The organism is Stutzerimonas stutzeri KOS6 (genome assembly GCF_000307775.2).
Classification (GTDB): Bacteria; Pseudomonadota; Gammaproteobacteria; order Pseudomonadales; family Pseudomonadaceae; genus Stutzerimonas; species Stutzerimonas stutzeri_B.
This window is the reverse complement of record NZ_KK020676.1, coordinates 2,658,180-2,678,655: the sequence shown is the minus strand read 5'-3', so window position 1 is coordinate 2,678,655 and position 20,476 is coordinate 2,658,180. Positions and strand designations below refer to the sequence as shown.

Sequence of the window (20,476 nt, the reverse complement as noted above, 5' to 3'; positions counted from 1 at the left end):
TGATCGGACAAGTGTTTTCCAACCGAATGGTTGACCGAGCGGCCCTGGGGCCGCTCTTTTTTTGTCTCGTATTTCAGGTCTGGGCAGGTATCGGCAGCATCGCCAGCGCCGGCAGGCCACGGTCCAGTTCGTTGATACGGGCCAGTACGGTGTTCACCGCCTGGCGGTCCCGCTCGTTCGGCAAATTGGCGTGCGCAGCGGCGCGCAGGGCTTTCAGCTCGTCTGCATATGCCTCCAGTTGCTCAGCCGAAACGACGCCATGCATTGCATTCTTCAGGCATTGCATGAGCGCCATGACGATCTGCGGATCGTGGCTGCCATAGGTGCGGATCGGCCCGAGGATCAACATGAGCAGCCGTTGCGGGCTCAGTTGCGGGCAAAACAGCCTGGGCTTGCCCCGATCGATGCAGCCCACATCCAGTGACGGCAGCCCGCCGAGCCGGCCCAGCAGCACGCCGTGCAGATTGATCGTACGCACCGCGGTGCCCGGATCGTTGATGGACGGGCTGATGGCCTTCACTGCGATTTCGGTCATTTGACGCATGCCGTAGGAGACATTGGCACCGGCAAATTCCTCGTCATGAAAGTCAAAGCAGTCCAGCACCTGACGCGTCCGGTGCGGGTCCAGCTTGGCGCTGACCCTCAGCAGCGGGTGGCCCTCGACCAGAAAGAAACCAGGCTCTACCTGCAGCACGGCTTGCAGGTCGTCGGGTGCCAGCAGTTCGCTCAGGCGCTTCTCATTGACCTCGCGCAGATAGCCCGGTTTGCGCGCCTCGATGCAATGCCAGTGCCGGTCGTCCGGTGTCTCGGTGATGGTGCCCAGCCGCTCGCGCCGCTGCGCGAGATTGCTGCAGGCACTGAGGTACAGCTGATCGATGATCCAGTCCACCTGGATCGACTGCGAGATGGAGCGGATGAATACGACGAACAAGGCCATGCAGCCCAGGCCCATGAGCAGCGCCAGCAGCACACCAAAGGCCGGCAGGCTCTGTGGTTGGTCTTTGTTGATGTAGGCGATCAGCAACAGGAAGAACAGCACGCAGCCCAGGTAGTTGCCCAGGATGAGCCGGTTGCGCATGTCGCTGATCAGGCCCGGCAGCACCCGCGGCGACAGTCGCGCTGCTGCGCCGTTGAGTACCACCATCACCATCGAGAAGCTGAATACGGTCAGGGAAATGATGCTCGTGATCAGTGTGCCGAGAATCTCCCTGGCATTGTCCGCCTCGGTCAGGCCTGCCGGCAGTCGGCCACGCAGGGAGTCGGCCAGCTCGCTTGTCTCGAACAGCAATACCAGCACGCCGAGCAGCAGATAGCCGGCCGGAATCACGGTTGGATAGAACGCGATGCTCTGAGGAATCCGCTTGAGCTGGCGGAACAGGGTGTTGCTGGCGGCTGACATGAGGGTTCCTGGCGTGCGCGGTTACGAATTGAGACAGCGGTCGCGGGCAAATAGCCGCTGCCGAATGTCTATGCTTGGATGAGGGCCGCCGGCTGGCGGCTGCTGCGGTATTCGGCATCGGCTGGAGCAGAGGTCGGACAGGCGCGTGGTTGGCGACCCGCATGGAAAACGCGGATCGATCGGGTGGTAAGGGTTCGCCTGCGTGACAAGGCTGCGACCGAACAAACCAGACAACCCGAGGTGACTGCCATGTGCGCTGCATCCGTGTATCCCGTGTCCGCTGACGCTGCAAAGCATTCCCTGACCGACGAGGCCACTTACCGGGCCATGTACCAGCAGTCGGTGATCAACCCTGAAGGATTCTGGCGTGAACAGGCGGCACGGCTGGACTGGATTCGCCCCTTCAGCGAGGTCAAGCGCACCTCCTTCGACGATCACCACGTCAATATCAAGTGGTTTGCCGACGGCACGCTGAACGTGTCGGCCAATTGCCTTGATCGCCATCTGGCCGAGCGCGGCGACCAGGTGGCGATCATCTGGGAAGGCGACGATCCTGGCGAACATCGCGAAATCACCTATCGCGAGCTGCATCAGGAAGTCAGCAAGTTCGCCAATGCCCTGCGCGGCCAGGACGTGCATCGTGGCGATGTGGTGACCATCTACATGCCGATGATTCCCGAAGCTGCCGTGGCGATGCTGGCCTGCGCACGCATCGGCGCGATTCATTCGGTGGTGTTCGGCGGTTTCTCTCCGGAAGCCTTGGCCGGACGCATCATCGATGGTCAGTCGAAGGTCGTGATCACCGCCGACGAAGGCATCCGCGGCGGCAAAGCCGTGCCGCTCAAGGAGAACGTCGACGAGGCGCTGACCAATCCGCAGACTAGCTGCGTGAAGAAGATCATCGTCGTGCGTCGCACGGGTGCGGATATCCGCTGGCACCCGCATCGCGACATCTGCTACGACGACCTGATGCGGGTTGCCGGCGAGGTCTGCGCGCCCAAGGAAATGGGTGCCGAGGAGCCGCTGTTCATCCTTTATACCTCGGGCTCCACCGGCAAGCCGAAGGGCATTCTGCACACTTGTGGCGGCTATCTGCTGTATGCCGCGCTGACCCATGAGCGGGTCTTCGACTACCGGCCAGGCGACGTCTATTGGTGTACCGCCGACATCGGCTGGATCACCGGTCACAGCTATCTCATCTACGGCCCGCTGGCCAACGGCGCCACCACGCTGATGTACGAAGGCGTGCCGAACCATCCGGATGTCACCCGCATCGCGCGGATCATCGACAAGCACAGGGTGAATATCCTCTACACGGCGCCCACCGCGATCCGCGCGATGATGGCCGAGGGCAAGGCCGCGGTAGAGGGAGCCGACGGCTCCAGCCTGCGGCTGCTGGGCACGGTGGGCGAGCCGATCAATCCGGAAGCCTGGCACTGGTACTACGAAACCGTCGGGCAGTCGCGCTGCCCCATTGTCGATACCTGGTGGCAGACCGAGACCGGCGGCATCCTCATCAGTCCGCTGCCAGGTGCGACCGCACTCAAGCCCGGTTCGGCCACTCGACCGCTGTTCGGTGTAGTGCCCGGGCTGGTCGATAACCTTGGCAATCTTCTGGAAGGGCCGGCCGAGGGCAATCTGGTGATCCTCGATTCCTGGCCAGGACAGATGCGCACCATCTACAAGGATCATGATCGCTTCGTCGATACCTACTTCAAGACTTTCCGTGGCATGTACTTCACCGGCGATGGCGCGCGGCGCGATGAGGACGGCTATTACTGGATCACCGGGCGGGTCGACGACGTGCTCAATGTGTCCGGGCATCGCATGGGCACCGCGGAGATCGAGAGTGCCATGGTCGCCCATGCCAAGGTGGCGGAGGCCGCTGCGGTGGGTGTGCCGCATCCGCTGAAGGGGCAGGCGATCTATGTCTACGTGACGCTGGTGTCCGGCGTGGAACCGACGGAGGCGTTGCGCCAGGAACTGCGGCAATGGGTGCGCCGCGAGATCGGGCCGATCGCCATGCCGGATGCGATCCAATGGGCACCGGGGCTACCGAAGACGCGTTCGGGCAAGATCATGCGCCGCCTGTTGCGCAAGATCGCCACGGACGACTATGACGCGCTGGGCGATACTTCGACGCTCGCCGATCCGAGCGTGGTGGATCAATTGATCGAAACCCGCAAGGCAATGGCGCGCACCTGAGGGGCGGCGTCGGGCAATAGCGTTTGCCTGGCCGAGCAAGACGCGTCGGCGCGGTGTTGCGCCTGCGGCGGCTGGCTGCTCTTGGAGGCCCGGGCCAAAGCGCGCCGCAGTTTCAGACCCCGGCCGGCGGCGTCTTCAGCGTGTCGCTGCCGAGCACGGTCGCGCTGCCGGTCGCAGCCTGGGCATTGGCGTTCAGCTGCTGCTGTTCGGCGTCGGAACGCTCGAAGGGCATCTGCTGCGAGCGGCCTTCGGCCATGCCGGCCTGTTCGTTGATTTCGTTGAGTACGCGTTTGGCTTCGCAATGGCCGGTCGCGCCGCGGGCCAGCGCCATGCCGCCGATGCCTAGCTGCAGCAGCCCGCCCAGGCCGCCACGGCGAAGGCCCTTGGCGAGAAAATACAGGCCCCCGGCGAGGGAGGCGGCGCGCTCCCAGCCGTGGACGTTCTGTGCGGATGGGTTGGAAGAGGTGCGGTTCATTGCTTGGACTCCGACAAGGACATTCCCAATGACTGACTCTCGCCGTGGCCGCTCGTTCGCTGCCGTAGGTCGGCAGCCCCGCACGAATACCTCCCGCCGGGTTGGACGGGGCTGCCGAGGTTCAATGATGGGAGCTCAACGGGCGTGGTTGCGGGCAACGGCCTCGGCCCGGCTGGGCGTCGCGGCCGGCTTTTGCGTGGCGCGGTGTTGGGCCTCGGCGCTGTGCCCCGACGCTATCCGGCCATGCCGAATACCTTGAGCACGAAAGAGTACTCCAGCGCGACGTCCTTGAGCGCCTGGTAGCGACCGCTCATGCCACCGTGGCCGGCGCCGAACTCGGTCTTGAGCAACAGCAGGTTGTCGTCGGTGCGGGTGGCGCGCAGCTTGGCGACCCACTTGGCCGCCTCCCAGTACTGCACGCGGCTGTCGTTGTAGCCGGCCACGGCAAGCAACGGCGGATAGGCCTGGGCGCGGACGTTCTCGTACGGCGCGTAGGCGCGGATGCGTTCGTGCACCTCCGGCTGATTCGGATCGCCCCATTCGTCGTACTCGGTCACGGTCAGCGGCAGGTCGGCGTTGAGCATGGTGTTGAGCACATCGACGAAGGGCACCTCGGCGATGGCTGCGCCGAACAGCTCCGGACGCATGTTCAGCACCGCGCCGATCAGCAGGCCGCCGGCACTGCCACCGCTGATGGCCAGGCGCGCAGAGGTGGTGTAGCCGTCGGCCAACAACTGTTCGGCGCTGGCGATGAAGTCGCTGAAGGTGTTCGGCTTGTGTTCCAGCTTGCCGGCGCGATACCAGGCTTCTCCGAGATCGCCGCCACCACGCACATGGGCGATGGCGAAGACGAAACCGCGGTCGAGCAGCGACAGGCGCGCATGCGAGAACCACGGATCGAGGCTGTGCCCATAGGCGCCGTAACCATAGAGATAGAGCGGAGCCGGCTTACCGAAGCTGTCGCGGCGGCCGACCAGGCTGATGGGGATCTGCGTGCCGTCCTGGGCGGTCGCCCAGATGCGTCGACTTTCATAGGCGTCCGCATCGAAGGGGCCTTCCACCGGAGTTTCCTTGAGCACTGCCTGGGTGCCGTCGGCCAGCGTCAGCTGACGGACTTGCGCCGGGCGGTTGAGCGCCTCATAGCGCAGGCGGATCACCGTGCTGGTGAATTCCAGCGAATCCTGTACGTGCAGGCTGTAGGCTGCATCGGGCAGCTGAAGGCGATAGGGCTGCACGCCCTGCGGCCGCACCTCGATCACCGGCAGGCCGCCTTCGCGCAGGGTCAGGGTGATCGCCTCGGCGTTGAGGCTGACGTCCTCGAGCATCACCGCGTCGTCATGCGCGACCAGTTCCTGCCAGTGCTCCCGCTCGGGCTGCGCCTCGCTGGCGTGATAGAGGGCGAAGTTGATGCCCGCCTGGTTGCTGCGGATCAGCCAGCTCCACTGACCTTCGTGAAGGCCGTGATCGGGAAAGTACTCGTGGTCCTCCTGGCGTGGCGCCAGGCACGTCCATTGCCCTTCCGGCTCGTCCGCCGACAGCGCCCAGGCTTCGCTGGTGGTCTTGCTGTGGGAGAGGATGACCAGCTGGCGCTCGGAACTGGCGCGGTAACAATGCACGAAGAAGCGCCCGTCCGGGTCGTGATAAACCTCGCTGCTGGCGGCTTCTCCCAGGCGATGACGGTAAATCTTGTGCGGGCGGTGGGTATCGTCCAGCTCGCCGTAGAACAGCGTCTGGCTGTCGTTGCCCCAGGTCATGCTGCCGTCGCAATCGTCGAAGGGCAGGGCGGTCACGTCGCCGCTGACGAGATCCTTGACGAACAGCCGGTAGATCTCGTCGCCTTCGCGATCGAGGCTGTAGGCCAGCTTGGCGTGATCCTGGCTGACGCTGAAGGCACCGAGCGAAAGGAAACCGCCGCCGGCCAGCTCGTTGGGGTCGAGCAGCAGCTGTTCGGCGTTCTCGTCAACGCTGAGCGAGCCATCGACCGGGCGCGGGCAGCGATAGTGCCGCGGGTATTCGTCGCCAGCCGTGGTGCGCTGGTAATACAGCCACGGCCCCCAGGGCGACGGCAGGGAAAGATCGGTTTCGCGGATGCGGCCCTTGATTTCCTGGAACAGCGTTTCGCGCAGCCCGGCCTGCTCGGCGAGCTGTTCTTCGAGGTAAGCGTTTTCTGCCTTCAGGTAGGCCAGTACGTCTTCGGCATCCCGCTTTTCCAGCCAGCGATAGGGATCGGTGCCGGTTTCGGCGTGGGCGATGGGGGCTTTGGACATGCAGTACTCCGGATTCGGTTCGGTGGCCCGTGGCGATGGGCTCGAGTGCAGCGAGAGGCGGCAGTGTACCTGCTCGGCTACGTCTAGGATTGACCGAGTTGGTGCGCTGCGGTTTCTGTCGTGGGTCGCCCCGGCGTTGTCATCATCGGTGCAGTGAATGCGGGCGAATCGGCGTTATCGATGATGACCGGCTGGTCGCGAAATATCCTCGTACAGGCCGCTTGCGGTTCGGTGAGAGAGCCGATTGACAACGCGGCGCTTTTCCCCGAAGGTGTGCCGACCCAAATCAAACGGGCGTATGAATCGAGCGTTTGCCAGAGCAGATGCCGGTCACCCGGATTATCGTGTCGGTGGGTGTCGTTCGCCGCAAGGCGCGGCCGAGTCAGGGCCGAAGACGTGAGACACGTAACGTTCAGCTTCCATACCTGGAGATCAGTTGATGATTTACGAAGGTAAAGCCATCACGGTTAAGGCTCTTGAGAGCGGCATCGTCGAATTGAATTTCGACCTCAAGGGTGAGTCCGTCAACAAGTTCAATCGCCTCACTCTCAACGATCTGCGCCAGGCCGTCGATGCCATCAAGGCCGACGCATCGGTCAAGGGCGTGATCGTCACCAGCGGCAAGGACGTGTTCATCGTCGGTGCCGACATCACCGAGTTCGTCGACAACTTCAAGATGCCCGACGAAGAACTGGTCGCCGGCAACCTCGAAGCGAACAAGATCTTCAGTGATTTCGAAGACCTGGGCGTGCCCACCGTCGTCGCCATCAACGGCATCGCCCTGGGTGGCGGTTTCGAAATGTGCCTGGCGGCCGATTATCGGGTCATGTCCAGCGCAGCCAAGGTCGGTCTGCCGGAAGTCAAGCTGGGCATCTATCCCGGGTTCGGTGGCACCGTGCGTCTGCCGCGCCTGATCGGTGTCGACAACGCCGTCGAGTGGATCGCATCCGGCAAGGAAAACCGCGCCGAAGACGCGCTCAAGGTGCGTGCCGTGGATGCCGTGGTCGCTCCCGAGCAGCTGCAGGCTGCCGCCTTGGATCTGGTCAAGCGCGCCATCTCCGGCGAACTGGACTACAAGGCCAAGCGCCAGCCCAAGCTGGACAAGCTCAAGCTCAACGCCATCGAGCAGATGATGGCCTTCGAAACCTCCAAGGGTTTCGTCGCTGGCCAGGCCGGCCCTAACTATCCGGCCCCGGTCGAAGCCATCAAGACCATTCAGAAGGCCGCCAACTTCGGCCGCGACAAGGCCATCGAAGTCGAGGCCGCCGGCTTCGTCAAACTGGCCAAGACGTCCGTGGCGCAGAGCCTGGTTGGCCTGTTCCTCAGCGATCAGGAACTGAAGAAGAAGGCCAAGGCCTACGACAAGCAGGCCCGCGACGTGAAGCTGGCCGCCGTGCTGGGCGCCGGCATCATGGGCGGCGGTATCGCCTACCAGTCGGCGGTCAAAGGTACGCCGATCCTGATGAAGGATATCCGCGAAGAGGGTATCCAGATGGGCCTGGACGAAGCCTCCAAGCTGCTCGGTAAGCGCGTCGAGAAGGGCCGTCTGACTCCGGAGAAGATGGCTCAGGCGCTCAACGCGATCCGTCCGACCATGTCCTATGGCGATTTCGGCAATGTCGACATCGTCGTCGAGGCCGTCGTCGAGAATCCGAAGGTCAAGCACGCCGTGCTGGCCGAGGTGGAAGGGCATGTCCGCGAAGACGCGATCATCGCTTCCAACACCTCGACCATCTCCATCAGCTACCTGGCCCAGGCGCTCAAGCGTCCGGAAAACTTCTGCGGCATGCACTTCTTCAACCCGGTGCACATGATGCCGCTGGTGGAAGTGATCCGTGGCGAGAAGACCAGCGAAACCGCCATCGCTACCACCGTCGCCTATGCCAAGAAGATGGGCAAGAGCCCGGTCGTGGTCAACGACTGCCCGGGCTTCCTGGTCAACCGCGTGCTGTTCCCGTACTTCGGCGGCTTCGCCCGCGCCATCGCTCACGGTGTCGACTTCGCCCGCGCCGACAAGGTGATGGAGAAGTTCGGCTGGCCCATGGGCCCGGCCTACCTGATGGATGTGGTTGGCATGGACACCGGTCACCATGGCCGTGACGTGATGGCCGAAGGCTTCCCGGATCGCATGAAGGACGACACCAAGACCGCTGTCGACGTCATGTACGAGGCCAACCGCCTCGGTCAGAAGAACGGCAAGGGCTTCTATGCCTACGAGATGGACAAGCGGGGCAAGCCGAAGAAAGTGGTCGACCCGCAGGCCTACGAGCTGCTCAAGCCGATCGTCGCCGAGACGCGCGAGCTGTCCGACGAGGACATCGTCAACTACATGATGATCCCGCTGTGTCTGGAAACCGTGCGCTGCCTGGAAGACGGCATCGTCGAGACCGCTGCCGAAGCCGACATGGGCCTGATCTATGGCATCGGCTTCCCACCCTTCCGTGGTGGTGCGCTGCGCTACATCGATTCGATCGGCGTCGCCGAGTTCGTTGCGATGGCCGACAAGTACGCCGACCTGGGCCCGCTGTACCACCCGACCGCGAAGCTGCGCGAGATGGCTGCCAACGGCCAGCGCTTCTACGGTTAATCGAGGGAGAGAGAATTCATGAGCCTGAATCCAAGAGATGCAGTCATCGTCGACTTCGGTCGCACCCCGATGGGGCGCTCCAAGGGCGGCATGCACCGTAATACCCGTGCCGAGACCATGTCCGCACAGCTGATCGACGGCCTGCTGGCACGCAACCCGAATATCGACCCCGCCGAAGTCGAGGACGTGATCTGGGGCTGCGTGAACCAGACCCTCGAGCAGGGCTGGAACATCGCCCGCATGGCCTCGCTGCTGACCCGCATTCCGCACACCAGTGCCGCCCAGACCGTCAGCCGCCTGTGCGGTTCGTCGATGAGCGCCCTGCATACCGCCGTGCAGGCGATCCAGACCGGCAACGGCGATGTGTTCGTCATCGGTGGTGTGGAGCACATGGGGCACGTCAGCATGATGCACGGCGTCGACCCGAACCCGCAGCTGTCGCTGTACGCCGCCAAGGCCTCCGGCATGATGGGCCTGACCGCCGAAATGCTGGGCAAGATGCATGGCATCAGCCGCGAGCAGCAGGACGCCTTCGGTGAGCGCTCGCACCGTCTGGCGCACAAGGCCACCGTTGAAGGCAACTTCAAGGACGAGATCATCCCGATGGAAGGCTACGACGAGAACGGCTTCCTGAAGGTGTTCGACTACGACGAAACCATCCGTCCGGATACCACGCTGGAAAGCCTGGCGGCGCTGAAGCCGGCTTTCAACCCGAAGGGCGGCACCGTGACGGCGGGTACGTCCTCGCAGATCACCGACGGCGCTTCCTGCATGATCGTGATGTCCGCCCAGCGCGCCAAGGATCTCGGCATCCAGCCGATGGCCGTGGTTCGCGCCATGGCGCTGGCCGGTGTCGACCCGGCGATCATGGGTTACGGTCCGGTGCCGTCCACCCAGAAGGTGCTCAAGCGCGCCGGTCTGACCATGGACGACATCAGCCACGTCGAGCTGAACGAAGCCTTTGCGGCGCAGGCTCTGCCAGTGCTCAAGGACCTCAAGCTGCTCGACAAGATGGAAGAGAAGGTCAACCTGCACGGCGGCGCCATTGCGCTGGGTCACCCGTTCGGCTGTTCCGGTGCGCGTATCTCCGGCACCCTGCTGAACGTGATGAAGCAGAACAACGGTACGCTCGGTGTCGCCACCATGTGTATAGGTCTGGGCCAGGGGATCAGTACGGTCTTCGAGCGCCTCTGAAAGACAGATGCAGATGACTGCGCTAGGCTGACAGCCATTTCCGCCATTTCGCGGAAGACCGATTGTCAGCCTGCGCATGGAAGCCGGGGCCTGGTGCCCCGGTTTTCTTTTTTTGGCAGCCGGCTTGTGGAGCAGAGGTAGGCATGCAATTGGAACCAGGGCGTTATCGCCACTACAAGGGCCCGGAATACCGTGTATTCGCCGTGGCGCGCCATTCGGAAACCGAGGAATGGATGGTGTTCTATCAGTCGCTGTACGGCGAGCGTGGCCTGTGGGTCCGCCCGTTGTCGATGTTCACCGAAACCGTCGAGGTCAACGGTGAAACCGTTCCGCGGTTCGCTCTGATCGAAGCCGAGCCGAGCCTTTTTGCCGGTTGAACTGATGTCCAGCCGTTTGCCTCGCGCTTGACCTCACGTCCATCGCCACTATATATAGCGGTGCTTTTCAGGCAGAGCCAAACCTCAGCGTTCGGTTCACGGCATCGAGCCGGTGCTTCGATCGCGGCGGGATGTCGAGCAGGGCAGTTGGCCTGCTTGTTCATTTCGCACGCAAAAATGCACACGAACGCTCGCTGATGCCGACTATCGTTGGCACGGGTATTCATACTGCCGGAGGCGCCGCCTCTGTTCACCTCTCGATTCAGGAACTCTCCTCTCCATGGGTAAATCGCTGGTCATCGTGGAATCACCGGCCAAGGCCAAGACCATCAACAAGTATTTGGGCAACCAGTACGTGGTGAAGTCGAGTATCGGCCATATCCGCGACCTTCCCACCAGCGGCTCGGCCAGCAAGGAGCCTGTCAAGCGCGGCAAGGCTGCCGCTGCCGAGGCGCCTGTGCTGTCGCCGAAGGAAAAAGCCAAGCGTCAGCTCGTCGCGCGCATGGGTGTCGATCCGGAGCACGGCTGGAAGGCCAAGTACGAGATCCTACCGGGCAAGGAGAAGGTGATCGAGGAATTGCGGCGCCTGGCCAAGGAAGCCGACACCATCTATCTCGCAACCGACTTGGATAGAGAGGGGGAGGCCATCGCCTGGCACCTGCGCGAGTCCATCGGTGGCGATGACGGTCGCTACAAACGCGTGGTGTTCAACGAAATCACCAAGAAGGCGATTCAGGAAGCCTTCGCCCAGCCTGGCCAGCTCGACCTGAATCGGGTCAATGCCCAGCAGGCCCGGCGCTTTCTTGATCGCGTGGTCGGCTACATGGTGTCGCCGCTGCTCTGGCAGAAGATCGCCCGTGGCCTTTCGGCCGGCCGGGTGCAATCGGTAGCGGTGAAGCTGGTGGTCGAGCGCGAGCGCGAGATCCGTGCCTTCGTGCCGGAAGAATACTGGGAAGTGCATGCCGACCTGACGACCGCGCAGCAGGCCAAGGTGCGCTTTGAGGTCGCCCGTGAGAACGGCGAGGCCTTCAAGCCTCTGAACGAGGCGCAGGCCAGTGCCGCGCTCGAGAAGCTCAAGGGCGCGCAGTACAGCGTCAGCAAGCGCGAGGACAAGCCCACCAGCAGCAAGCCCTCGGCCCCCTTCATCACCTCGACCCTGCAGCAGGCCGCGAGCAATCGCCTCGGTTTCGGCGTGAAGAAGACCATGATGATGGCCCAGCGCTTATACGAAGCAGGCTACATCACCTACATGCGTACCGATTCGACCAACCTCTCGGCCGATGCGATCGGGATGGTCCGCGGCTTCATCGAGAACGAGTTCGGTGACAAGTACCTGCCGGAGAAGGCGAACGTCTATTCGAGCAAGGAGGGCGCCCAGGAAGCGCACGAGGCGATTCGCCCGTCGGACGTCAACCTGCGGCCCAACCAGCTGTCCGGCATGGAGCGTGACGCCGAGCGCCTGTACGAGCTGATCTGGCGCCAGTTCGTCGCCTGCCAGATGCCGCCGGCACAGTACCTGTCCACCAGCGTTACGGTAGCTGCCGGTAATTTCGAGCTGCGCGCCAAGGGCCGCATCCTCAAGTTCGACGGTTACACCAGGGTCATGCCGCAGCAGAGCAAGGCCGGTGAGGATGATGTGTTGCCTGAGATGAACAAGGGCGACGACATGAAGCTGCTCAAGCTCGACCCGAGCCAGCACTTCACCAAGCCGCCGGCGCGTTACTCCGAAGCCAGCCTGGTCAAGGAGATGGAGAAGCGCGGTATCGGCCGGCCTTCCACCTACGCGGCAATCATTTCGACCATCCAGGACCGCGGCTACGTCTCGCTGCACAACCGCCGCTTCTATTCGGAGAAGATGGGCGACATCGTTACCGAGCGCCTGTCCGAGAGCTTCAACAACCTGATGGACTACGGCTTCACCGCCGGCATGGAAGAGCACCTGGACGACGTCGCCCAGGGCGAACGTGACTGGAAACACGTGCTGGACGAGTTCTACGGTGATTTCCGCAAGAAGCTCGAGGTCGCCGAAGCCAGCGAGAACGGCATGCGCGCCAACCAGCCGACCCTGACCGATATCCCATGCAAGGTCTGCGGGCGGCCGATGATGATCCGCACCGCCTCGACCGGCGTATTCCTCGGCTGCTCCGGCTACAGCCTGCCACCGAAGGAGCGCTGCAAGTCCACGGTCAACCTGATTCCCGGTGACGAAATCGCCGCCGATGACGAGGGGGAGTCCGAGTCCCGCGTGCTGCTGGGCAAGCATCGCTGCCCGATCTGCAGTACCGCAATGGACGCTTACCTGCTCGACGAGACGCACAAGCTGCATATCTGCGGCAACAATCCGGATTGCTCCGGCTACGAGATCGAGCAAGGCCAGTACCGCATCAAGGGCTACGAAGGTCCGAGCCTGGAGTGCGACAAGTGCGGCAGCGAGATGCAGCTCAAGACCGGCCGCTTCGGCAAGTTCTTCGGTTGCACCAATGCCGAGTGCAAGAACACGCGCAAGCTGCTGAAGAATGGCGAGCCGGCCCCGCCGAAGATGGACGCGGTGAAGATGCCGGAGCTCAAGTGCGAGAAGGTCGATGACACCTACGTCCTGCGCGATGGTGCTTCCGGCTTGTTCCTCGCCGCCAGTCAGTTTCCGAAGAATCGTGAAACCCGTGCCCCGCTGGTGCGCGAGCTGATCCCGCACAAGGACGAGATCGATCCCAAGTACCACTTCCTGCTCGAGGCGCCGCAAAAGGATCCGGAAGGCCGCTTCGCAGTCATCCGCTTCAGTCGCAAGACCAAGGAGCAGTACGTGCAGACCGAAGTGGACGGCAAGCCGACCGGATGGAAGGCTTTCTACGACGGCGGCAAGTGGAAGGTCGAGGACAAGCGCTGATCTCGCTCCGGTCGACCGCCAAGCGGATCGGCCGGGCATAGCGCGTTCTTCGGATCGGCTGGCGCTTCGTCAGCCGATCCGGTGCGACAACCTGTGAAGGTTCATTCTCTGTTCATCTTCTTTCGGAGAGCATGCCATGGCTCACGAGCTCTACACGCGCACCAACCAGAAGATCTTCTTCGCCGGCTTGTCACTGGACAGCTGGCGCAAGGCCGAAGAGTCCGTTTCGATGAGTTCTCAGGGCTTGATCCAGGCTGAGCGCGAGGCTTGCCTGTTCCACCTCTACGGCGCCTTGCTTGGACTTTGCCATGAAATCGCCGGTTACTACCGATCGCCAGGTGCGGATGCGCCGGTAGTCGAGGCCTTTCTGACACGTAGCGTGCTTGAGGCAGCGCCGAGTCCGGAGCTCGCCGAATTGCTGGAGTTGTCGGAGCAGCCAGACACCTGGCTCGGCCAGTTGCTTGCCGCCTACGCACAGCTGTTCATGCCGCCTCGTGCCCCGGCGAAGGTCAAGACCGACCCGCGCCAGCCGCTGATCGAGGCGGTCAGTATCGAAGATGAAACGCCTCCGCTGGCGCGTGCCGAGCTGGAGGCCTGGCGGCAGAATCTCAAGGGCTTGGCGTTGCGCTTTCGCGAGTCGCTCACCGAGTGGTGACGGGGCGGGGTATCAGCCGCGGTGCCTGATGGTCAGCACCAGGGCGATACCACCCAGAATCGCCGCGCCGGACAGCATCAGCGTCGCCGTCATTGCTTCGCCCAGCAGCAGGGCGCCAGCCGTGGCGGTCAGGAGCGGCACGCTCAGTTGCACGCTGGCGGCCTGTATGGCTGCCAGGCCAGGCATGGCGGCGTACCAGATGGCGTAGCCGATGCCCGAGGTCACTGCGCCGGACAGGATGGCATAGATGGCGCCCATCCTGTCCCACTGCTGCTGTCCCAGCAGTACCAGGCATAGCAGTGCCGCGAACGGAACAGCCCTGATGAAGTTGCCCGCGGTCGACGCGAGCGGGTTGGCTGTGCCTCTCCCGCGCAGCGAGTAAACGCCCCAGGCCACGCCGGACAGCAGCATCAGCATGGCGCTATCGAGCGCAGGCGCGGTGCTTCCCGGCAGGAGCAGGATCATCAGGCCGCTCAGTGCGAGTAATAAGCCGGCAACCTGACCGGCACTGAAGCGCTCGCCCTGCAGCAGGCCCCAGGCGAGCATGCTCAATTGCACGGCGCCGAAGAGCAGCAGGGCGCCTGCGCCGGCATCCAGTCCGATATAGGCGAAGGAAAAGGCTGCCGCATAGACGAACAATGCGAACGCACTGAACCAGTCGCCACTCAGCGGCCCGGATTTGCCGAGGCGCAGCATCACTCCGAGCGTCAGCGCCCCGGCGACGATGCGCAGTCCTGTGAAGCTGGCGGGGTCGATGGCGGTGTCTCTCAAGGCGATGCGGCACAGTATCGAGTTGCCGGCGAATGCCAGCATCGCCAGAGCGGTGAGCAGCAGGGTACGAGTCGTCATGCAGATCCTTGTCGGGCATGTCGTTGCGCCCGTCTTTTTTGTCACATGCTACGTTGCGATTCTCGATCTATGCAGCGTTTTATTTGCACGGACGGCATTAGCCGCGTTTCAGAGAATGCGCACTCCCGGCCCAAACGCATCGCCCGAGGTCGGGCCTCCCACAAAGGCGGCGAGTGCACCCAGGCCAGGCGCGCGGGGCGCTTTGCGTAGGCAAGGGCTGTCCTGTTGCCGGTCGACTGTTACAATGGCCGCCTTTCATGCGGAGCCGATCCATGCCTACGTCTTTTCTGGAAATCGTCGAACTGCCTGACGGGCGCATCGTGCTTCGTCGCGCCGAGGATGAAGAGGTGCTGGTGACGCTGGATTTTTCCAACGATGCCAAGCTTTTCCTGCAAGGTCAGCATGTCGAGATCGCCAAGGCGATGTTCAATCTGGGTGTACAGATGGCCGGGCGCATGTCGGAGGGCGATTTCGAGCGTGAGGAAGAGGGGCCTCGTGTTCTTCACTGAGGGTCTGGCGTTTCCACGCAATCGTTTCCCACACTCACGATGGCTGCACGTTCCCTGTGCTTGGCCGCTCAACAACCCAGACGAATATTCAGGCTCTGAGCGTCGCCCAGGCTGGACGCTGCATACAGCTTGCTGCGCGTTGGTTCGTCAAGTTGGCCGAGCCAGCTGACAACGGTGTGGCTGCAGCCCGAGGCCAGCGCCTTGCAGGCCAAATCCAGGGCTCCGCTGGAGTCGCGCGGTTGCAGCAGAATGATGCGTTCGCGATTCAGGCCGCACTTGCGCAGCCAGCCCTGCGAAAGGAAAGCGGGAGGGGCGATCAGTGTCAGCCAGCGGCTGTCGGCAGCGTCACCCAGTTCACGCAGGATGGGCGCTAGCAGCAGGTGGCAATGCTGGCTGCTGCCGCTCAGGCTCAACTCGCTCAGGTATTCCTTTTCCTGTTCGGGTCTTGCGCGTGGTTTCAGGCTGCCGAACGGTGCCAGGCTTTGTGCAATGACACCGTCGAATAGCGAGAGTTGGGGTCGGGAAGTGCTGGTCTGGGACTGCATGAACCTCTCCTAAGCGACGTATTAGCGACGTATGACGCCGACACTCAAGCCTTCTATCACCAGTTCCTGATGCTCGAGGTCTACCTCGATCGGCGAAAACTCGGGGTTTTCCGCCAGCAACCAGACCTTCTTGCCGTCCCGCTTGAAGCGCTTCACTGTCACCTCGTCGCCGACGCGGGCGACCACGATCTGGCCATTGCGCGCCTCGCGAGTGGTGTGCACGGCCAGCAGGTCGCCGTCGAAGATGCCGACGTCCTTCATGCTCATGCCGTGTACGCGTAGAAGATAGTCCGCGCGCGGATGGAAAAAGCCAGGGCTGATCTGGCAGGATTCCTCAATGTGTTGCTGCGCCAGAATCGGGGCGCCGGCAGCCACCCGGCCAATGACCGGCAGGCCGTTCTCGGCTGCAGGCTCGAAATCCGGGATGCGTATCCCGCGGGACGCGCCGGGCGTCATCTCGATGGCGCCTTTGCGGGCGAGCGCCTTGAGGTGTTCCTCGGCAGCGTTGGGCGATTTGAAGCCCAGCTCCTGCGCAATTTCCGCCCGGGTTGGTGGGTAACCGTTGTCTTCCAAGCAGCGCTTGATGAACGCGAGGATTTCCGTCTGGCGAGGCGTCAGCTTGATCATGGCGGTCTCTGTTCTTATATACAGTGACTGGGATTATATACAGTGATCGGGCCTTGGCAACGAATGTTTCTTTCAGGGTGAACTGCCTCGTTTCACTTGTTGGCTACCGCGACTGCGACATTGACGCTAGTGCCGCAGGACGTTTCGTGGTTGACTTGCCGGTCGGTGAAACGTAAGTTTCAAACAGTTGTTTGTCTTTCGGAGGGGGCATGGCGCAGTCGGAAACAGTTGAGCGCATTCTTGATGCAGCGGAACAGCTGTTCGCGGAAAAAGGCTTCGCTGAAACCTCGCTTCGTCTGATCACCAGCAAGGCCGGGGTGAACCTGGCGGCGGTGAACTACCACTTCGGCTCGAAGAAAGCCCTGATCCAGGCGGTGTTTTCGCGCTTTCTGGGTCCTTTCTGTGCGAGCCTGGAACGTGAACTGGATCGTCGCGAGTCCCTGGCCGACAAGCAGGACACACTTGAAGAGCTGCTGGAGATACTTGTCGAGCAGGCCCTGGCGGTCAAGCCGCGCAGCGGGGACGACCTGTCCATCTTCATGCGTCTGCTGGGTCTGTCGTTCAGCCAGAGTCAGGGGCACTTGCGGCGTTACCTTGAAGACATGTACGGCAAGGTATTTCGCCGCTACATGCTCAAGGTCCACGATGCTGCGCCGGCTATTCCGCCAATCGAGCTGTTCTGGCGCGTGCACTTCATGCTCGGCGCGGCAGCGTTCAGCATGTCGGGCATCAAGGCGCTGCGTGCGATCTCCGAAAACGATTTTGGTGTCAGGACGTCCATCGAGCAGGTGATGCGCATGATGGTGCCGTTTCTCGCGGCCGGCATGCGCGCCGACAGTGGCGTCGATGATGCGAGCCTGGTCAAAGCGCAGCCCATCGCGCGACGCAGTGCGGCGGTCGTTCAGGCGAAGGCTTGAGCTGCAAGCCCGCTGGGGGATCGGCTAAGCTAGCGGCCCATGGCTATTCTCGATTTTCTGCATGTTTCCATCGCCGATCAGCAGCTCTACGGTTTTACCGATGGGCTGCTGCGTTTGCGCTTGCCTGTGTCCACCGCGCGCAATGGCGTCGGCGAGCTGAATGGCTCCGGTTGCACCCCGCGCGGCCTGCATCAGGTGCGTGCACGCATCGGTGACGGCCTGCCTGAGGGCGCTGTGTTGCGCGGTCGGCGCTGGAGCGGTGAGGTCTGGTCTGCAGAGCTTCACGAGCATTGTCCCGGCCGAGACTGGATTCTGAGCCGTATTCTCTGGCTCAGTGGATGCGAGCCGGGCGTCAATCGCATGGGGTCGGTCGATACCTTCCGTCGCTATATCTACATCCATGGCACGCCCGATTGCGAGCCCATGGGCGTACCGCTTTCCCATGGCTGTATCCGCATGCGCAATGCAGATCTGCTCAAGCTCTTTCCACAGGTGCCGCCCCGCTGTGTGGTGTGCATCGATGAGGCGTCCTGTCCAGGCTGGGCTGCCGCCGAACTCGAATAGGAATACGTCTGCATATGCACGGCTCACTGATGCTGGACATCGCCGGTACCTGGCTGACTGCCGAGGACCGGCACCTGCTGCGCCAACCCGAGGTGGGTGGGCTCATTCTGTTCGCGCGCAATATCGAGCACCCGAAGCAGGTCGATGAATTATGCCGCTCCATTCGCGCTGTACGGCCTGATCTGCTGCTCGCGGTGGACCAGGAAGGCGGCCGCGTGCAACGTTTGCGCCAGGGCTTCGTCAGGCTTCCGGCCATGCGTGATCTGGCCGGCTGCGCCGACGCTACGAGCCTGGCCGAGGCCTGTGGCTGGGTGATGGCGACCGAGGTACTCGCCGTGGGCCTGGACTTCAGTTTCGCGCCCGTTCTCGATCTGGACCACCAGCGCAGCGCGGTAGTGGGCACGCGTGCATTCGAAGCCGATCCGCAGGCCGCCGTGGCACTGATAGACGCCTTTATCCGCGGCATGCACGCCGCTGGCATGGCTGCCACCGGCAAGCACTTTCCTGGCCATGGCTGGGCAGAGGCGGACTCTCATGTCGCAATCCCGATCGATGAGCGTGGCCTCGACGAGTTGCGTGGCTGCGACCTGATTCCGTTCCAGGCACTGAGCGGCACTCTCGATGCGATCATGCCTGCACATGTGATCTATCCTCAGGTCGATGACCAGCCTGCGGGCTTTTCACGACACTGGCTGCAGGGCATTCTGCGCGGCGAACTCGGTTTCCAGGGGGTGATCTTCAGCGACGATCTGTCGATGGCGGGGGCGCATGTTGCCGGCGATGCAGCCGGTCGCATCCAGGCCGCGCTGTCGGCAGGTTGCGACATGGGCCTGGTGTGCAACGACCGGTCGGCGGCGGAGTTGGCGCTCACGGCGCTTCAGCGCCTCGGCGTCACGCAATCGCCTAGACTGTCGCGCATGCGCGGTCGTGCTTTTCCTGCCACCGATTACAAGCAGCACCCCCGTTGGCTGGATGCGGTAGGCGCACTGAAAGCCGCCAATCTGATCGACTGACCTCCTCTTCAAAGGAATGCCCATGACTGTCCATGCCATCATCGGCGGCACCGGCCTGACTCAACTGAGTGGCTTCAAGCTACACCGTGCGCAACTGGTCGATACGCCCTACGGGCGTCCGTCCGGCGAAATCCTGCATGGCGAATATGGCGGGCGAGAGGTGCTGTTTCTCGCCAGGCACGGGCACCCGCACCGCATCCCGCCGCACCAGGTGAATTACCGCGCCAACCTGTGGGCGCTGAAACAGGCCGGAGCCCAAGCGCTGCTTGCGGTCAATGCGGTGGGCGGTATACACCCGGCCATGGGTTCAGGTCATTTCTGCGTACCGCATCAGGTGATCGACTACACCTACGGTCGTGAACACACCTTCTTCGAGGGCGAGATCGACCATGTGACCCACATCGATTTCAGCTACCCCTATGACGAACCTTTGCGTGAGCGCCTGATCGGCGCGCTGGGCGCCGAAGGCTTCGCCTTCAGCAGTCATGGCGTATACGGTTGCACCCAGGGGCCGCGTCTGGAAACCGTGGCGGAGATCGCCCGCATGGAGCGTGACGGCTGCGATATCGTCGGCATGACAGGCATGCCGGAAGCGGCTTTGGCTCGCGAACTGGAGCTGCCTTATGGCTGCCTGGCACTGGTGGTCAACCCGGCCGCCGGCAAGGCGAGCGGATTGATCACCATGGCCCAGATCGAGGCCGCGCTGGCCGATGGAATAGGCAAGGCAAGGCTGGTGCTGGCGAGGGTGCTTGCAGGTTGATTGTTCGTTCAGCGTGGCGACAGTGGCTGTGGAGGGCCTGGCTGCAACGATGTTGTCATATTGCCACCTGAGACTGCTATTTTTGCGCTTGCCCCCCATTGCGGCGGCCATGCTGCTTGTTACACTTGGCTGTCCTATGGAGTACCGGAATGTTTTGCCAGGCACACACAACAAGAATTCTTAGAACCGTCGTGATGCTGAGTCTGCTTGGTGCCATGGCTGGTTGCTCGACCTGGTTCTCGGGGGATTTCAAAGATCCAGGCGTCGAACTCGCCAGGGTCGATATCATCAAGGCGCGCTTGCTGGAACAGCAGTTCATGCTGCGCTTTCGTATCGACAACCCCAACGATCACAGCTTGCCGGTACGTGGACTGGTCTACAACGTTCATCTCAACGACATAGAGCTGGCCAGTGGCGAGTCCAACGGCTGGCTGACCGTACCTGCCAACAGCTTCGAGTATTACGAGGTTCCGGTGCACACCAATCTCTGGCGCCATATGAAGTACATCGTGCGGCTGCTGGAAAAGCCTGATCGTCCGATCAGCTACCGGCTGGTTGGCGAGCTCAAGACCGGCCTGATGGCCGGGCGGCGCGTGCACATTTCCACCGCTGGCGAGATAATCCCCGGCAACTTTATTCCGGAGTAGTA

The 20,476-nt window shown here is 62.7% G+C and carries 18 protein-coding genes; 12 read left to right on the top strand and 6 right to left on the bottom strand.

The annotated features are described in order from the left end of the window. Positions 1–73: 73 nt before the first annotated feature. Positions 74–1,399: a DUF2254 domain-containing protein gene (locus B597_RS40280; protein ID WP_003297062.1), complete on the bottom strand. Its 1,326-nt coding sequence runs from the start codon at positions 1,397–1,399 to the stop codon at positions 74–76. A 249-nt stretch (positions 1,400–1,648) separates the two neighbouring features. On the opposite strand from B597_RS40280, the gene acs reads away from it, so the two are divergent. Further along, the gene (gene acs / locus B597_RS40275) at positions 1,649–3,604 is read left to right on the top strand and encodes an acetate--CoA ligase (RefSeq protein ID WP_003297061.1); all 1,956 of its coding nucleotides are present in this window, start codon (positions 1,649–1,651) and stop codon (positions 3,602–3,604) included. Between the two features lie 112 nt (positions 3,605–3,716). Here acs and B597_RS40270 read toward each other — a convergent pair whose 3' ends face one another. Next, on the bottom strand, positions 3,717–4,079 hold the full coding sequence (locus B597_RS40270) for a YgaP-like transmembrane domain (protein WP_003297060.1): 363 nt from the start codon (positions 4,077–4,079) through the stop codon (positions 3,717–3,719). A gap of 233 nt (positions 4,080–4,312) precedes the next feature. Then, entirely contained in the window at positions 4,313–6,346 is a 2,034-nt protein-coding gene (locus tag B597_RS40265) for a S9 family peptidase (protein WP_003297058.1), read from the bottom strand. Between the two features lie 439 nt (positions 6,347–6,785). Here B597_RS40265 and fadB point away from each other — a divergent pair, with 439 nt between their 5' ends. The 5 genes from fadB to B597_RS40240 all read left to right on the top strand — a co-directional run bounded on the left by fadB (position 6,786) and on the right by B597_RS40240 (position 14,043). Beyond that, complete coding sequence (fadB, locus tag B597_RS40260) at positions 6,786–8,933, top strand: fatty acid oxidation complex subunit alpha FadB (RefSeq protein ID WP_003297056.1); 2,148 nt, start codon at positions 6,786–6,788, stop codon at positions 8,931–8,933. An 18-nt stretch (positions 8,934–8,951) separates the two neighbouring features. Next, positions 8,952–10,127: an acetyl-CoA C-acyltransferase FadA gene (fadA, locus tag B597_RS40255; RefSeq protein WP_003297055.1), complete on the top strand. Its 1,176-nt coding sequence runs from the start codon at positions 8,952–8,954 to the stop codon at positions 10,125–10,127. A gap of 143 nt (positions 10,128–10,270) precedes the next feature. Further along, a complete protein-coding gene (locus B597_RS40250) occupies positions 10,271–10,504 on the top strand; it encodes a DUF1653 domain-containing protein (RefSeq protein WP_003297054.1) in 234 nt (77 codons plus the stop codon). 280 nt (positions 10,505–10,784) lie between these two features. Then, a complete protein-coding gene (gene topA / locus B597_RS40245) occupies positions 10,785–13,388 on the top strand; it encodes a type I DNA topoisomerase (protein WP_003297053.1) in 2,604 nt (867 codons plus the stop codon). Positions 13,389–13,524: 136 nt separating this feature from the next. After that, positions 13,525–14,043 (top strand): DUF6586 family protein, encoded by a 519-nt coding sequence (locus B597_RS40240; RefSeq protein ID WP_003297051.1) that lies wholly within the window; start codon positions 13,525–13,527, stop codon positions 14,041–14,043. Positions 14,044–14,055: 12 nt separating this feature from the next. On the opposite strand, the gene B597_RS40235 is transcribed toward B597_RS40240, so the two are convergent. After that, a complete protein-coding gene (locus B597_RS40235; RefSeq protein ID WP_003297050.1) occupies positions 14,056–14,892 on the bottom strand; it encodes a DMT family transporter in 837 nt (278 codons plus the stop codon). A 272-nt stretch (positions 14,893–15,164) separates the two neighbouring features. On the opposite strand from B597_RS40235, the gene B597_RS40230 reads away from it, so the two are divergent. Then, positions 15,165–15,401 carry a hypothetical protein gene (locus B597_RS40230; protein WP_003297049.1) on the top strand — a complete coding sequence of 79 codons (237 nt, stop codon included), beginning with the start codon at positions 15,165–15,167 and terminating at the stop codon, positions 15,399–15,401. Between the two features lie 68 nt (positions 15,402–15,469). Here B597_RS40230 and sulA read toward each other — a convergent pair whose 3' ends face one another. Together sulA and lexA are read right to left on the bottom strand one after the other, a co-directional pair. Then, complete coding sequence (gene sulA, locus B597_RS40225; RefSeq protein ID WP_003297048.1) at positions 15,470–15,946, bottom strand: SOS-induced cell division inhibitor SulA; 477 nt, start codon at positions 15,944–15,946, stop codon at positions 15,470–15,472. Between the two features lie 21 nt (positions 15,947–15,967). Beyond that, positions 15,968–16,573 carry a transcriptional repressor LexA gene (gene lexA, locus B597_RS40220; protein WP_003297046.1) on the bottom strand — a complete coding sequence of 202 codons (606 nt, stop codon included), beginning with the start codon at positions 16,571–16,573 and terminating at the stop codon, positions 15,968–15,970. A gap of 209 nt (positions 16,574–16,782) precedes the next feature. Here lexA and B597_RS40215 point away from each other — a divergent pair, with 209 nt between their 5' ends. From B597_RS40215 to B597_RS40195, 5 genes are all read left to right on the top strand, one after another. Continuing rightward, positions 16,783–17,490 (top strand): TetR/AcrR family transcriptional regulator, encoded by a 708-nt coding sequence (locus B597_RS40215; protein WP_003297045.1) that lies wholly within the window; start codon positions 16,783–16,785, stop codon positions 17,488–17,490. 39 nt (positions 17,491–17,529) lie between these two features. Further along, positions 17,530–18,054 (top strand): L,D-transpeptidase, encoded by a 525-nt coding sequence (locus B597_RS40210; RefSeq protein ID WP_003297044.1) that lies wholly within the window; start codon positions 17,530–17,532, stop codon positions 18,052–18,054. Positions 18,055–18,068: 14 nt separating this feature from the next. Beyond that, complete coding sequence (gene nagZ, locus B597_RS40205; protein WP_024162371.1) at positions 18,069–19,067, top strand: beta-N-acetylhexosaminidase; 999 nt, start codon at positions 18,069–18,071, stop codon at positions 19,065–19,067. Positions 19,068–19,089: 22 nt separating this feature from the next. Continuing rightward, on the top strand, positions 19,090–19,827 hold the full coding sequence (locus B597_RS40200; RefSeq protein ID WP_003297041.1) for an S-methyl-5'-thioinosine phosphorylase: 738 nt from the start codon (positions 19,090–19,092) through the stop codon (positions 19,825–19,827). Between the two features lie 149 nt (positions 19,828–19,976). Beyond that, positions 19,977–20,474 (top strand): LEA/WHy family protein, encoded by a 498-nt coding sequence (locus B597_RS40195; protein WP_024162370.1) that lies wholly within the window; start codon positions 19,977–19,979, stop codon positions 20,472–20,474. Positions 20,475–20,476: the final 2 nt, after the last annotated feature.